The following is a 14,314-nucleotide window of genomic DNA, read 5'->3' on the forward strand; positions in this document are numbered from 1 at the left end:
ATATCGAACATGTGCGGCATCGTCGGCATCGTTGGAACCTCTGAAGTCGCGCCGGCGCTGTACGACGGCCTGACCGTGCTCCAGCACCGCGGCCAGGATGCGGCCGGCATCGCCGTCGCCAGCGGCACGGTCATGCGCGTGCACAAGGGCAACGGCCTGGTGCGTGACGTGTTCGACGCCAAGGCGATGGACCTGCTGCAGGGGCGCGTGGGCATCGCGCACTGCCGCTATCCCACCGCCGGCAGCGAAGGCCACGACGAGGCGCAGCCGTTCTACGTCAACTCGCCCTACGGCATCGCGCTCGCGCACAACGGCAACCTGGTCAACACCGACCAGCTGCGCCAGCAGGTATTCGAGACCGACCGCCGCAACGTCAACACCGAGTCCGATTCGGAAGTCCTGCTGAACGTCTTCGCGCACGAGCTCGACCGCGAGAAGGCGCTGACGCCCGAAGCCGCATTTCGCGCCGTCGAGGGCGTCAACCGCCGTGCCAAGGGCGGCTATGCGGTGGTCGCGACCGTGCTGGGTCTGGGCCTGGTGGCCTTCCGCGATCCGCACGGCATCCGTCCGCTGGTGCTGGGCAAGCGCGAGACCGCCGAGGGCACCGAGTACGCGGTGGCGTCGGAGTCGGTCGCGCTCGACATCCTCGGCTTCGAGCGTCTGCGCGACGTCGAGCCGGGCGAGGGCATCGTGATCACGCCCCGCGGCGAACTGCATCACCGCCCGTGCGCACCGCAGCAGCCGCATGCGCCGTGCATCTTCGAATACGTGTACTTCGCGCGCCCGGATTCGATGATCGAGAACATCTCGGTGCACAAGGCGCGCATGCGCATGGGCGTGACCCTGGGCGAGAAGATCCTGCGCCTGCGGCCGGACCACGACATCGACACCGTGATTCCGATTCCCGACACCTCGCGCGACTCCGCGCTCGAGATCGCCAACGTGCTGGGCGTGAAGTACCGCGAGGGCTTCATCAAGAACCGTTATGTCGGCCGCACCTTCATCATGCCCGGACAGGGCGAACGCGCGAAGTCGGTCAAGCGCAAGCTCAATCCGATTCCGCTGGAATTCCGCAACCGCGTGGTGCTGCTGGTCGACGATTCCATCGTGCGCGGCACCACGTCCAAGCAGATCGTGCAGATGGCCCGCGATGCAGGCGCCAAGAAGGTCTATCTGGCCTCGGCCGCGCCGCCGGTGCGCCATCCGAACATCTACGGCATCGACATGCCGTCGGTCGACGAGCTGGTGGCGCACAACCGCACTGAGAAGGAGATCGAGGAATTCCTCGGCTGCGACTGGCTGATCTACCAGGATCTGGCGGATCTCGAGGCCGCGGTGTCGGGGCCGAAATTTCCCGAGCGCCGCTTCGACAGCTCCTGCTTCAGTGGCGAGTACGTCACCGGCATCGAGCCCGGCTACTTCGAGCGCCTGCAGCAGCTGCGCAGCGACGACGCGAAGAAGAAGCGGCGGGCGTGAACGCGGCGGTGGCCGCGGATGCGCGCGATCTGTTCGCCGCCGCGCAACACTGCCTCGACGCGCGTGATCCCGACACCAAGGTCGCGCTGACCCACGCCTATGCGCGCCGGTTCTCGGCCGGCGAGCTGCCGATCGATCCGGCGGCGCCGGCACCCGCACCGATCCGCATGCCGGGCCGCCCCGAGCGGCCGCGACTGGTGCATCCGCGCGCGCTGCCGCGCCGCGGCTTCGGCAGCACCGAAGGTCGCGCCGCCTTCATCCATGCGATCGCGCATATCGAACTCAACGCGATCGATCTCGGCTGGGACGCCGTCTACCGCTTCCGTGAGCTGCCGCCCGGGTACTACGCGGACTGGGTGCGTGTGGCCGACGACGAGGCCCGGCATTTCGTGCTCCTGCGCGACCGCCTGCGTGCGCTGGGCTTCGATTACGGCGCGTTCGACGCACACAACGGCCTGTGGGAGATGTGCGAGAAAACCGCGCACGACGGCATGGCGCGCATGGCGCTGGTGCCGCGCGTACTCGAAGCGCGCGGACTGGACGTGACCCCGGGCATGATCGTCAAGCTGCGCTCGCTGGGCGACACCGACACCGTGGCCATTCTCGAGCTGATCCTGCACGAGGAGGTGGCGCACGTCGCCGCCGGCAGTCGCTGGTTCCGCTGGTTCTGCGCGCGTCGCGAGCTCGAGCCGGACGCCACGTTCCGTGCGCTGCTGGCCGACTATGCGCGCGCCGTGCTGCACGGCCCGTTCAACCTCGATGCGCGCGTGGCCGCGGGCTTCAGCGAGGAAGAACTGGCGGCGCTGCAGGCGGTGGACGCGGAGCGGACGCAGGCGTAGCCGTAGCCGCGCCGGGATCCGGCGGGCGGCGGCTGGCGGGCATCACGGACGATTGCAGGGTGCCCGGCACGTCCCTGGGAACGCGCTCGCGCGCGAGAGGCATGTTCCGCGAACCGCCGCATCGCGCACGCCAACCTTCCTGCGGAAGGCGGAGACCGCTTCACGCATCGAGGGCCGGACGGGTTCGAGAGAAGATCGGCGGCGGTACGGGCGCGCGATGAGCGATACGTGCTCGTGCAGAACGCGCTCGCGCGCAACGGGAATGTCCCGGCGGTGCGCATCGTGCGCGAGTACCCTCCTACAGCGAGCGGGTGCCCATTGCAGGTCGATCGCCGCGCCGGGTCTTGCGCGCGGGGGATTGCGGCGTTGCGCACGCCTGTCGAGCGTCAGAATGCTCGTGCCGGATCGCAATCGCGTGCGACGGAGGTGTCTCGGCAACGCGCATCGCACGCCGGCGCGCTCCTGCAGAAAGCAGGCGGCACTTCATGGCACCGGTGGCCTCGCGCGTTCAGCACGCAGGCGCGAGGCGGTGTTGCAGCTCAACCGGGTGTCAGGTAAGTCGGCAGGCGCAGACTTGCGCGCGAAGAGGAAAGGTCTTGGCGTGCCCGTCGCGCCCACCGCCTCCTGCACGGGCGCTGCACGGGGACGGCCCTGACGCCACCTCGCGGGCCGCGTTCGCCCCGCGCGTCCTGATCAGGGCGCGTTCGGCAATACCGACAAGCCCAGACGTCCATCGGCCTCGGCACGCAGCACCGAGCCCTGTTCGAACCAGTCGCCGAGGACGATGCGGCGGCAGTCACGGCCGGCGACCTGCAGGTCGTGCACCGCCGGGCGGTGCGTATGGCCGTGGATCATCGTGTCGACGCCGTACCGCACGAACCACTCATCGACCGCGGCCGGCGCGACGTCGGTGAGGGTCTCCATCGTGCCGGCGTCGCGCAGCGCGCCGGCCCGCGCCTGGCTGGCCGCGCGGGCCTGCTGCGCGAACGCGAGACGGGCCGCCAGCGGCTGGGTCAGCATCTGCGCCTGCCAGCGCGGATCGCGCACCTGGCTGCGCACCGTCTGGTACTCGACGTCGCCGGTGCACAGCAGGTCGCCGTGGGTCAGCAGCACCGGGGTGCCGTGAAGCAAGATCACCGCCGGATCCGGCAGCAGGGTCATGCCCGCCCGCTGCGCGTACGCGCGGCCGACCAGGAAGTCGCGATTGCCGTGCATGAACGACACCGGCACGCCGGCGCTCGACAGTGCGGCCAGCCGTTCGGCCACCGCGGCGCCGGCCTCGGACGGATCGTCGTCGCCGACCCAGGATTCGAACAGGTCCCCGAGGATGTACAGGGCGTCCGCACCGCGCGCCTCACCGTCGAGAAAATCCAGGAACAGCGCGGTGATCTCCGGGCGTGCCGGATCCAGGTGCAGGTCGGAGATGAAGAGGGTCGCCATGGACCGCATTGTAATCCGCGGGCGGGGCCGGTCCGGGGGCGCCGGTTAGAATGCGCGCTGTTTCCGCATCGAGCTTCGCGCATGGCCTGCCGCACCCGTTTCGCTCCCAGCCCCACCGGCTATCTCCACATCGGCGGCGCGCGTACCGCGCTGTACTGCTGGCTGGAAGCGCGACGTCGCGGCGGGCAGTTCGTGCTGCGCATCGAGGACACCGACCGCGAGCGCAGCACCCAGGCCGCCATCGACGCCATCCTGCGGGCGATGGACTGGCTGGGCCTGGACTACGACGAAGGCCCGATCTACCAGACCCACCGTCTGGACCGCTATGCCGAGGTCGCCGAGCAGCTGGTCGGCGACGGCAAGGCCTACTACGCCTACGAGACCAAGGCCGAGCTCGACGCGATGCGCGAAGCGGCGATGGCTGCGGGCGAGAAGCCCCGTTACAACGGCGCGTATCGTGAGCGCAACGAGCCGAAGCGCGACGATCCCAACCGCGTGATCCGTCTGAAGAATCCGCAGGACGGCACCGTGGTGTGGGAGGACAAGGTCAAGGGCCGCATCGAGATCGCCAACAGCGAGCTCGACGATCTGGTGATCTTCCGGCCCGACGGCTATGCGACCTACAACTTCGCCGTCGTCGTCGACGATCTGGACATGGGCATCACCGACGTCGTGCGCGGCGACGACCACGTCAACAACACCCCGCGGCAGATCAACATCTACCGCGCGCTCGGCGCCGACGTGCCCGCGTTCGCGCACCTGCCGATGATCCTCGACGAGCAGGGCGCCAAGCTGTCCAAGCGCACCGGCGCGGCCGACGTCATGCAGTACCGCGACGCCGGCTACCTGCCGCACGCGCTGCTGAATTATCTGGTGCGCCTGGGCTGGTCGCATGGCGACCAGGAGATCTTCTCGATCGACGAGATGCAGGCGCTGTTCGATCTCGAGAACGTCAACGCCAAGGCCGCGCGCCTGGACATGGCCAAGCTCGGCTGGCTCAACCAGCAGTACCTGAAATCCGATGATCCGGCCGCGGTGGCCGCGCATCTGGAATGGCATCTGCGCAGCGACGGCTACGACCTGTCCACCGGCCCGGCGCCGGCCGACGTCGTGGTCGCCCTGCGCGACCGCGTGCAGACGCTGAAGGAGATGTCCGAGCGCGCAGCGGTCTGGTATCGCCCGATCGCCGCCTACGACGAGAAGGCGGTCGCCAAGCACCTGAAAGCGGACGCCCGCGCGCCGCTGGCCGATGTCCGCGCGCGTTTCGCAGGGCTGCCGGACTGGACGGTCGAGGCGATCGATGCGGCATTCCGCGAGACGGTCGAGACACTGGCCCTGGGCATGGGCAAGGTCGCGCAGCCGCTGCGCGTTGCGATCACCGGCACGCAGGTCAGCCCGGACATCGGGCACACGGTGTACCTGGCGGGGCGCGAGGCGGCGCTGGCGCGGATCGACGCGGCGATTGCGATGATTCCGCAAGGAAACGAAGCTGCCTGACACGTCGCGAAGCAATGCGATCAAGCTGGTCTGGGCTGTCGACCTCGCCGTCGCCCTCGTTTGCGCATTCCGCTTGCGGCGCGCAACGCGTCAGTCGAATCCGGAACCCGTAGGGCGCCGCCCATGGATGGGCGGCGTTTTCCGATCGAGGCAGGATGCCGAGCCGGAAAATTCCGGAACGGAGTCCGTTATGGGGCTGCTTCGTCGGGAAATCGTTTTTCTGGTTCCGTTGCCTGTGTCGATCGACAAAAGAAATGAAGTCGGCCGCTCGGCGGACGAACGCGTCTGCTCTTCGCTCGAGGTGCAGAAGCACAGCGTTCACTCGCCTGCCGGCGGCCGGACATTTTTTGTTGGCCCATGCGCATAGCGCCAACGGCGAGGCAGGCCCGAAGGGCGAGCATCGAAGATGCGAGTCGAGAAACGTCACCAAGAAATGCCCTTGCCGACGAAGCACGGCTGGCCAGGCGTTCCGGGATTTTCTTGACTCGCCATTCTCGCCCGGTCGAAAACGCCGCCCTCCCATGTGCGGCGGCCCAGGGATCTGAAGGGACCAGCTCGTCGGCGTTTAAAGGGCGATAGCCCAAGCGTCCTGGCGAGCGTTCGAACTCAGGTGTGCGTCGCGAGTCAGGTACAGGCCTGAAGCGGCGACGTCGAACTGCGCGCGAAATCACGGGCGCGCTTGAGTCGGTGCCCGCTCGCACCCATCATGGACCGATGGCCAAGCACGACCACACCTGCACCGATCCGCACCACCACGTCGACGACGCCGCAGCGTTCGTGCGCGCGGTGGAGCACGCCTGCAGCGAACGCGGCCTGCGGCTGACCCCGATCCGCGCCTACGTGCTGAACCTGATCGCCGAGGCCGGCAAGCCGCTGAAGGCCTACGACCTGCTCGACCGCGTGCGCGAAGGCGATGGCCCCGGTGCCGCGGCGCCGCCCACGGTGTACCGCGCGCTGGATTTCCTGCTCGCCAACGGTTTCATCCACAAGCTGCAGTCGGTCAACGCCTTCGTCGCCTGCCACCACCCGAGCACCGCGCAGCACTCGGTGCCGTTCCTGATCTGCGACCGCTGCCACAGTGCGGTCGAGCTGGAGGACGAGGTCGTGGTCGCGTCGCTCGACGAGCGCGCCCGTGCGCTGGGTTTCGTGCCGCAGGCGCAGACGCTCGAGGTCCACGGGCTGTGCGCGCGGTGCGCCGGTGCCGCTGCCTGATCCGACCGGAGCTCACGCCGGCATGCCCGTACGCGTACCCGGCTCTCGGCCGACGCGAGCTCGACGCCCGCGCTGCGGCATGACCGTGCCCCCATCGGCGGCGTGTGTCGGCGCCGCACCATCCGGCGAGCCGGCACGACACGCCTGAAAAAAAGCCCCGCGCCGGCTGGGCCGGCGCGGGGCGGTGACGTCACGCGTCACTGGAGAGTCGACTGCGTCTTCGGGTGGCCCCGATCAGAAATACACGCGGATGCCGCCGGCGATCTGGCGGCCGGGCAGCGGCGCGAAATCGCGCAGCAGCGAGGTATGCGGGCGTGCTTCGCGATCGGTCAGATTGCGGCCGTCGACGAACAGTTCCCACTGGGTCCGGTCCGCCTCGCCCAGACGCCAGGCCACGCCGGCGTTGACCAGGGTGTAGGCGGGACTCGGCTCTTCCAGCGCCGCGACCCGATCCTGCTTCTGGTAGCGCACTGCACCCACGTGGGCCCGCCAGCCGCCCAGCGTCCAGTTCAGATCCGCACCTACGCGTGACGGCGCGATACGTGGCAGGTTGCCGCCCTGCGCGATGTCGGCATGATAGTGGTGCGCGTGATCGCCGTGAGGCACGTCGAAGTGGACCTCGCGCGTGCCGCTTCCGTCCAGCGAGGCGCGCACGATGTCGCCGAAGACGCGCAGGTCGAAATCCCCTGCATCCGATTCGACCAGATGGATCTTCGCCTCGGCCTCCGCGCCGCGGAACGTGGCATCGCCCTGGGTCCAGAGGCGGACCGGGAATCCGTCCTCCACGATGCCGGTATCGGCGAGATAGGTGAAGCGCTTGAACTTGGTCTGGTACACGGCCGCCTTGACCTCGATCCGGTCCGTGTGCGCGTGCAGACCGATTTCGAGACGCTGGCCGCGCTCGGTGTCGAGGTCGGCGTCGCCGATCTCGATCGACCGCGTCGCGATATGCGTGCCCGCTGCGAAGAGTTCCTCGTTGGTCGGCGCGCGCCCGGAGATGTCGGCACCGAAGCGCAGGTCGAACACGTCGGACAGGTGCCAGATCGCCGCACCCGAGAGGCTGCTGGCGTCGAAGCTGCGCGACTCGCCGTTCGACGGATCGATCTCGACCCGCTCATGGCGTCCGCCCAGCTCCAGCTTGAGCGGCCCGAACTCCTTCTCCTGGACGACGAACACGCCGAGCGTATCGGTGACCGCGGGCGGGACGAAGGCCTCCTCGCCGACGGCGCTGAAGTCGACATGCCCGATCTGCAGACCGAACGCGCCGCGCCAGCCGTTGACCTCGTTCTGGACCGCTTCGATCCGGCTCTCGATGCCGCGATTGGTGAACCGGGTCGCGGGCAACCCGTCTTCCAGTTCGACGTGTTCGTAATCGTTCCACGCCGCTCGCACGTTCAGTGCGCTGAGGAACGGCAGAGGGTCGTAGATGCCACCTTTCAGGTCGACCCGGTTCTGGACGAGATCGATGCGCACGGAACCGTGCTCGTCGTGTTCGTGGTCGTCATGGTCATGGTCATGGTCATGGTCATGGTCGTGGTCGTGGTCGTCGTCGTGACCATGGCCCCCGTCCTCGTCGCCGTGGCTGTGCGCCCCGTCGGGCAGCCCGTAGTTGGTGCGATAGGTGCTCAGCGACAGTCCGAGATGTCCGCGGCTGCCGAACCAGGTCGCGCCGACGGCGCCGGCGCGCGTGCGGATCGCGCTGTTGGGCAGGACACCGAAGGCGTTCTCGGCATGCTCGTCGTGGTCGTGGTCGTGGTCGTGGTCGTGATCGTCATCCTGCGCATCGTCGTCGTGGCCGGCGAGGGCGAAGCCGGGGATGTCGAAATCGCCGGTGTTGCGGACCAGGCCGTCGACGTGCAACACGAGGTTGTCGCCGCTCACGCCGTCGAGCCGGAACATTCCGCTGCGTTCACCGTTGCCGCTGCCTGCGCGCAGTTCGGCCCGTCCACTGAGCGGGCGGTCAGGCACCGAGCTCGCGATACGACCATCGACCACGTTGACCGCGCCACCGATCGCGCCGCTGCCGTAGAGCAGGTTCGCCGGCCCCTTCAGCACTTCGATCTGGTCTGCGAGGAAGGGCTCGATGCTGACCGCGTGGTCTGCGCTGACGGTCGACGCGTCCATGCTGCCGATACCGCCCGAGAGCACCTGCACGCGCGGGCCTTCCTGGCCGCGGATGATCGGGCGGCCCACGCCTGGGCCGAAGAAGCTGCTCTGGACGCCCGGCAACGAGGAGACCGTGTCGCCGAGGGTGCCGGACTTGCGGTCCTGCAGGGCGTCACCGTGCAGCACTTCGACGGGGTGGGCGAGGTCCTCGGCTTCGCCACCCAGTGGCACGGCGGTGACCTGGACGGTGTTCAGGGTGCCGAGATGGGCCGGACCCTGTGCCATCGCGACGGTCGGCAGGAGCAGGGCGACCGCCAGTGCGAGGCGGGTCGGAACGGGACGGGAGCGGGAGGGGAATCGGGACATCAAGGGCATCCGGGGTGGGGTAGACTGGTGATCGAATCGGGAATGTTATAATGTCACGCAAATCCCCGCATCCCCCAAAAGACATGCCCGCTCGAAACTCCACCCTGCGCCAGGCCGACCGCGTGGGGTTCGCCGCGTCGTTCCTGTGCGCCGTTCACTGCGCACTGCTGCCCGTGGCGCTGTCGTTGCTGCCTGTCTTCGGCCTCAGCGTGGGTGGCTGGGTCGACATCGACCAGGCCTTCGTCGTCTTCGCGACCCTGCTCGGCGCGACCACGCTGACCCTCGGCTGGCGCCGGCACCGCGCGTTCCACGCCTGGATGCTGCTCGTTCCGGGACTGGCCCTGGTCTGGGCAGGGGCGTTCACCCATCTGCACGACCATTCGGTCGGCCATGCGGTAGTGATGACCATCGGCGGCCTGCTCCTGGCGGCCGCGCATCTGGTGAACCTGCGCCTCACCCACGTCCACGGCCGCGGCTGAGACCGGTCGCCGGCATCACCGCGTGCTAGACTCCGCGGCCCTGTGCGCCCTCGTGGCGCACGTTCGCGTCTATCGCATTCAATTCGCAGCACATCAGGAGCAGACAATGGGCAAGGGCGACCGCAAGACCCTCAAGGGCAAGCGTTACAACGCGAGCTACGGCAACTCCCGTTCGAAGGGCGTCGTCAAGGCCACCGGCACCGCGACCGCGCCGGTCGTGAAGAAGACCGCCACCAAGACCGTCGCCAAGGCGCCGGCCAAGAAGGCGGTCGCGAAGAAGACGGCGTCGAAGGCCGAGTAATCCGCGCCCCGCCGGAACGCCGAGAACCCCGCCTGCGCGGGGTTTTCGCGTTTTCGGGGCACTGGCGGGACCGGCGCGGCCGGCCTCAGCGGGCTGCGCCGGCCTCGACCTCGGTCCACACCCGCATCAGGTTGCCGCCCAGTATCTTGCGGATGTCGCCATCGCTGTAGCCGCGGGCCTGCAGCCCGGCGACCAGGTTCGGAAAGTCCGCCACGTCGCGCAGGCCGGTCGCCAGTGCGCCGCCGACACCGTCGAAGTCCGAGCCGATGCCGACGTGGTCCACGCCGAGCAGGCGTACGCCGTGGTCGATCTGCACCAGTACCGACTCCAGCGGCGTCTCCGGCATCGGGTGTGCTGCATCCCATGCAGCGCGGAACGCCGCCCGGTCCTCGAGCGGCTCGCCCGCCGCTTCGCGTGCGGCATTGCGCGCGTCGAAGGCGGCGCTGGCGTCGAACCAGGCCTGCAGGTCGGCTGCGGCCCTGGGTTCGACGAAGGCGGTGCCGAACGGAATCTGCACCACGCCGCCGCGCGCGGCGAGCGCCTGGGCCAGCTCGTCGCTGATGTTGCGCTCGAAGCCCGGGGTGAAATGACGGAATCCGGAGTGGCTGGCGATCACCGGCACCGTGCTCAGCGCGATCGCCTGGGCCGCCGCCTCGTCGGAGACGTGCGAGACGTCGACCATGATGCCGAGCCGGTTCATCTCGGCCACGACCTCGCGCCCGAAGGGGCTCAGGCCCGTCCAGGGCCGCGTCGCGGCGTAGGACGAGTCGGCCACCCGGTTCGACGCGCTGTGGGCGAGGGTGATGTAGCGGATGCCGCGATCGAAGAACACCTGCAGCTGGGACAGGCTGTCACCGATCGGTGCGGCGTTCTCCATGCCGAGCGGGAGCAGCACCCGCGGCGTGCCGTCCGCCGCGACGCGCAGACGCTCGAGCTCGCCGGGGGAACGCAGGATGGCGAAGCGGCTCGGATGGCGTGCGGTCAGCGCCTCCACCGCGTCGATCTGGCGATGGGCGATATCGCGCGCGCTGCCGTCGGCGTCCTGGGCTGCCGAGGTGTAGATCGACATGAAGGCCACATCGAGGCCGCCGGCGCGGGCCCGCGGGTAATCGAACTCGCGGTCGGGCGCGGCCTCGCCGAGATCCGCCCAGGTATCGAGCAGCGCGCCCGGGGCGTCGATGTGGGTGTCGACGATCACCGCATCGAGTGCCAGCGCGCGCGATGCGTCGGTGGCCTGCGCGGCCGCCGCGCCGGACATGGTCGCGAGCAGGCAGGCGAGTGCGAGACGGGTGAGAACGGCAGGCTGCATCGGGAGGCTCCGGTCAGATGAGACGACGGCCGGCCGCGCAGGCCATCGCCAGCAGCGAGCCTCCCAGCCAGTAGCCGAGTTCGGCGGGGTGGGAAATCCGCCAGCAGGCGAAATCGGCACGCTGGCCCACGACCAGGCGCCCGCGGTCGTGCAGCCCGAGCGCACGTGCGGCATGCACCGTCGCGCCGCGCAAGGCGTCTTCCGGCGTCAGCCGGAAATGCGTGCAGGCCAGCTGCATGCCCTGGCGCAGCGACAGCAGCGGCGACGTGCCCGGGTTGCAGTCGGTGGCCACCGCCATCGCGACGCCCGCGGCGCGGAATGCATCGAGCGGCGGCAGGCGGGTCTCGCGCAGCACGTGGAAGGCGCCGGGCAGCAACACCGCAACGGTGCCGGCCGCCGCCATCGCGGCCACGCCGGAGGCCGAGGTGTGCTCCACGTGGTCGGCCGACAGACCGCCGAACTCCGCCACCAGCGCGGCACCGGCGCCGTCGCTGAGCTGGTCGGCGTGCAGTTTCACCGGCAGGCCCAGCCTGCGGGCCGTCTCGAACACCCGCCGGGTCTGCGCGGGGCTGAAGCCGATGGTCTCGGCGAAGGCGTCGACCGCGTCGACCAGTCCCTCGGCATACAGGCGCGGCAGCCAGTCGCAGACGGCGTCGATGTAGGCGTCGGCACGGCCGGCGAACTCGGGCGGCAGGGCGTGCGCGCCGAGAAACGTCGTGCGCACCGTGATGCCCAGCATCTCGCCGATGCGGCGCGCCACGCGCAGCATCTTGCGTTCGTTGTCGAAGTCCAGGCCGTAACCGGACTTGATCTCCAGCGTGGTCGCGCCGTCGCCGAGCAGGGCGCGTGCGCGCACCAGCGATTGGGCGAGCAGCGTGTCCTCGTCGGCCGCGCGGACGGCGCGCACGCTCGAGACGATGCCGCCGCCGGCCTGGGCGATGGCTTCGTAACTGGCGCCCTGCAGGCGCTGTTCGAACTCGCCGGCGCGCTCGCCCGCGAATACCAGGTGGGTGTGGCAGTCGATGAGCCCCGGAGTGACACAGCCGTCGACCTCGATCACCTGTGCGGCGAGCGCCTCCGGTGCGCCCGGCAGTGCGTCGCGTCGGCCGACGTGCACGAACACGCCGTCACGCCAGGCCAGCGCGCCGTCGTCGATCAGGCCGTAGCCCGCGTCGCCGTCCAGCGTCACCAGACGCGGAGCCAGCAGCAGGCCGTCCCAGCGGTCAGTCACCACCGCCACCGCCACCGCCATCACTGTCGCTGCCGTCCGCACCGTGCTGGCCGCGCTCCGGTGCAGCCGTGCCGCCGGTCAGCGCGCCCGAGCCGTCGACCCGCGCGCGGCGCGTGCGCGAGAGCGCGTCGAACACCGCGCACAGCGCGCAGAAGACGGCCACGAGTGCGGCGAACAGCGCGATGTTGAAGCCGCTCATCCGTGTCTTCCCCCGCAAAGACCGCTAGCCTAACGCACTCCCGTCCGAGCCCGGCTGCCGATGTCCGATACCGCCGAGTCCATCATCGAGCGCGTCGCCGCCGGCTGGCGCCTGCCGGCGATCGCCAACCTGCATTCGCATGCGTTCCAGCGCGCGATGGCCGGCCTGTCGGAAGTGCAGACCGATCCATCCGACTCGTTCTGGACCTGGCGCGAGACCATGTACCGCATGGCGGCGCGCTTCGATCCTGCGCTGCTGCGGGCGGTGGCCACCCAGCTGTACGTGGAGATGCTCGAGGCCGGCTACGGCACCGTGTGCGAGTTCCACTATCTGCACCATGCGCCCGACGGCCGGCCCTATGCGCAGGCCGACGCGATGTCGGAGGCGTTGATCGAGGCTGCGCGCGCGACCGGCATCCGTCTGACCCTGCTGCCGGTGCTGTACATGACCGGCGGATTCGACGGCCGGCCCCTTGGCGAGCGCCAGCGCCGGTTCGGTCACGACGTCGACGGCTATCTGCGCCTGCTGTCGGATCTGCACGCGCGCCAGGACGCGGGCCTGCGCGTGGGCTGCGCGCTGCACAGCCTGCGCGCGGTGCCGGAGGACGCGATGCGCGCCGTCCTCGCGGGGCTGCCGGCCGATACGCGCGTGCACGTGCACATCGCCGAGCAGCGGGCCGAGGTCGAGGACTGCATCGCCGTGCGCGGCGCGCGTCCGGTGGCCTGGTTGCTCGACCACACGCCGGTGGATGCACGCTGGACGCTCGTCCACGCGACCCATCTCGATCCGGCCGAGATCAACGGCATCGCGCGCAGTGGCGCGACGGTCGCCCTGTGTCCGACCACCGAAGCCAATCTGGGCGACGGGCTGTTCCCGCTGCCGGCCTATCTCGATGCGGGTGGCGCATGGGGCATCGGTTCGGACTCGCACATCTCCGTGTCGCCGGTCGAGGAACTGCGTTGGCTGGAGTACGGGCAGCGGCTGGTCACGCATCGGCGCAACATCGCGGTGCGTGCCGGCATGCCGAGCGTCGGCGCGACACTGCTCGACGGCGTGCAGCGCAGCGCCGCCCCGGCGACGGGGTTCGACATTGCCGGCGATCACCTCGTTCTGGATGCCGAGGCACCGGTGCTGGCGGGTGCCGTCCGCGCCGATCTGGCCGACCGCTGGATCTTCTCGGGCAACCGCCCGCTGGTGCGCGAGGTCCATGTCGGCGGCCGGCGGGTGGTCGCCGAGGGCCGTCATCCGCTGCGCGAACAGGCCGCGCGCGAGTACGCGGGGGCGATGCGGACGCTGCTGGCCGAGGCATGAGCACCCGGGGCGGTTGACGCCCGCGCTGGACCGGGACCGCCCTGCGCTCTTTTCGATCTATGCCCGCGCCAAGCTCGACGCACTGCGCAACGAGCCCGTGGTGCCGCCGCTGCGCCCGCTGCAGGACGACGCCGCACGGCTCGCGGTGTCCGAGGCCTCGCGGGTGCGGGTGGCGGCTGCGGACGACGTGCTCGGGTTCGGCGCCTGCACGCCCGGGCGCATCGGCATGCTGTTCGTCGACCCGGCCGGGCGCGGCCGCGGCATCGGGACCGCACTCCTCGCCAGGATGCTGGAGGGCATGGACGCCGCGGTCGATCTCGACGTCGTGGCGTCCGACACCGCCGCCCGCGCGCTGTACGACCGCGCCGGCTTCCGGTTCGACTCCCGCGTGCGCGTGGCCTGCAACGGCATGGCGGTCGAGGTGTCGGGCCTGCGCAGGCCCGCTTCGTCGGCGGATGCCACGATCCGTCGCGCCTGAGCGCGTGTTCGTCGCATCCTTGCGCGCGGACGGTGCGAGATGCCCAGCATGGCACCATTCCAACGCAAGG

Annotated in this window: 13 protein-coding genes; 8 read left to right on the forward strand and 5 right to left on the reverse strand. The window is 69.9% G+C overall.

What is annotated here, in order from left to right; translation table 11 throughout:
• The first annotated feature begins 9 nt into the window (after nt 1-9).
• On the forward strand, nt 10-1,476 hold the full coding sequence (gene purF / locus H0E82_RS07165) for an amidophosphoribosyltransferase (protein WP_180544752.1): 1,467 nt from the start codon (nt 10-12) through the stop codon (nt 1,474-1,476).
• Nucleotides 1,473-2,315 carry a ferritin-like domain-containing protein gene (locus H0E82_RS07170; protein WP_328796972.1) on the forward strand — a complete coding sequence of 281 codons (843 nt, stop codon included), beginning with the start codon at nt 1,473-1,475 and terminating at the stop codon, nt 2,313-2,315. Before purF ends, H0E82_RS07170 begins: the two co-directional genes overlap by 4 nt.
• Before the next feature lie 693 nt (nt 2,316-3,008).
• Here the strand turns inward: H0E82_RS07170 and lpxH are convergent.
• Nucleotides 3,009-3,755, reverse strand: coding sequence for a UDP-2,3-diacylglucosamine diphosphatase (lpxH, locus tag H0E82_RS07175; protein ID WP_180544753.1), 747 nt, complete (start codon nt 3,753-3,755; stop codon nt 3,009-3,011).
• A gap of 81 nt (nt 3,756-3,836) precedes the next feature.
• Here lpxH and gltX point away from each other — a divergent pair, with 81 nt between their 5' ends.
• Both gltX and H0E82_RS07185 read left to right on the forward strand, forming a co-directional pair.
• A complete protein-coding gene (gltX, locus tag H0E82_RS07180) occupies nt 3,837-5,252 on the forward strand; it encodes a glutamate--tRNA ligase (protein ID WP_180544754.1) in 1,416 nt (471 codons plus the stop codon).
• Between the two features lie 714 nt (nt 5,253-5,966).
• A complete protein-coding gene (locus H0E82_RS07185; RefSeq protein WP_180544755.1) occupies nt 5,967-6,464 on the forward strand; it encodes a transcriptional repressor in 498 nt (165 codons plus the stop codon).
• Nucleotides 6,465-6,698: 234 nt separating this feature from the next.
• Here H0E82_RS07185 and H0E82_RS07190 read toward each other — a convergent pair whose 3' ends face one another.
• Nucleotides 6,699-8,936: a TonB-dependent receptor gene (locus H0E82_RS07190; RefSeq protein ID WP_180544756.1), complete on the reverse strand. Its 2,238-nt coding sequence runs from the start codon at nt 8,934-8,936 to the stop codon at nt 6,699-6,701.
• A gap of 83 nt (nt 8,937-9,019) precedes the next feature.
• Between H0E82_RS07190 and H0E82_RS07195 the strand changes: the two genes are divergently transcribed.
• The gene (locus H0E82_RS07195) at nt 9,020-9,415 is read left to right on the forward strand and encodes a MerC domain-containing protein (RefSeq protein ID WP_180544757.1); all 396 of its coding nucleotides are present in this window, start codon (nt 9,020-9,022) and stop codon (nt 9,413-9,415) included.
• Between the two features lie 106 nt (nt 9,416-9,521).
• The gene (locus H0E82_RS07200) at nt 9,522-9,716 is read left to right on the forward strand and encodes a 30S ribosomal protein THX (RefSeq protein WP_180544758.1); all 195 of its coding nucleotides are present in this window, start codon (nt 9,522-9,524) and stop codon (nt 9,714-9,716) included.
• 85 nt (nt 9,717-9,801) lie between these two features.
• Here H0E82_RS07200 and H0E82_RS07205 read toward each other — a convergent pair whose 3' ends face one another.
• The 3 genes from H0E82_RS07205 to H0E82_RS07215 are packed head-to-tail and all read right to left on the reverse strand — an operon-like array spanning nt 9,802 to nt 12,455.
• Nucleotides 9,802-11,025, reverse strand: a complete 1,224-nt coding sequence (locus H0E82_RS07205; RefSeq protein WP_180544759.1) for a dipeptidase — start codon at nt 11,023-11,025, stop codon at nt 9,802-9,804.
• A gap of 13 nt (nt 11,026-11,038) precedes the next feature.
• Complete coding sequence (hutI, locus tag H0E82_RS07210; protein ID WP_180544760.1) at nt 11,039-12,277, reverse strand: imidazolonepropionase; 1,239 nt, start codon at nt 12,275-12,277, stop codon at nt 11,039-11,041.
• Complete coding sequence (locus H0E82_RS07215; RefSeq protein WP_180544761.1) at nt 12,249-12,455, reverse strand: hypothetical protein; 207 nt, start codon at nt 12,453-12,455, stop codon at nt 12,249-12,251. The genes hutI and H0E82_RS07215 overlap by 29 nt, the downstream gene beginning before the upstream one ends.
• A gap of 60 nt (nt 12,456-12,515) precedes the next feature.
• On the opposite strand from H0E82_RS07215, the gene H0E82_RS07220 reads away from it, so the two are divergent.
• Both H0E82_RS07220 and H0E82_RS07225 read left to right on the forward strand, forming a co-directional pair.
• Entirely contained in the window at nt 12,516-13,766 is a 1,251-nt protein-coding gene (locus H0E82_RS07220; protein ID WP_180544762.1) for a formimidoylglutamate deiminase, read from the forward strand.
• A 13-nt stretch (nt 13,767-13,779) separates the two neighbouring features.
• Nucleotides 13,780-14,244 (forward strand): GNAT family N-acetyltransferase, encoded by a 465-nt coding sequence (locus H0E82_RS07225; protein ID WP_219338439.1) that lies wholly within the window; start codon nt 13,780-13,782, stop codon nt 14,242-14,244.
• Nucleotides 14,245-14,314: the final 70 nt, after the last annotated feature.

This window comes from Luteimonas deserti (assembly GCF_013425765.1).
Taxonomy (GTDB): Bacteria; Pseudomonadota; Gammaproteobacteria; order Xanthomonadales; family Xanthomonadaceae; genus Luteimonas; species Luteimonas deserti.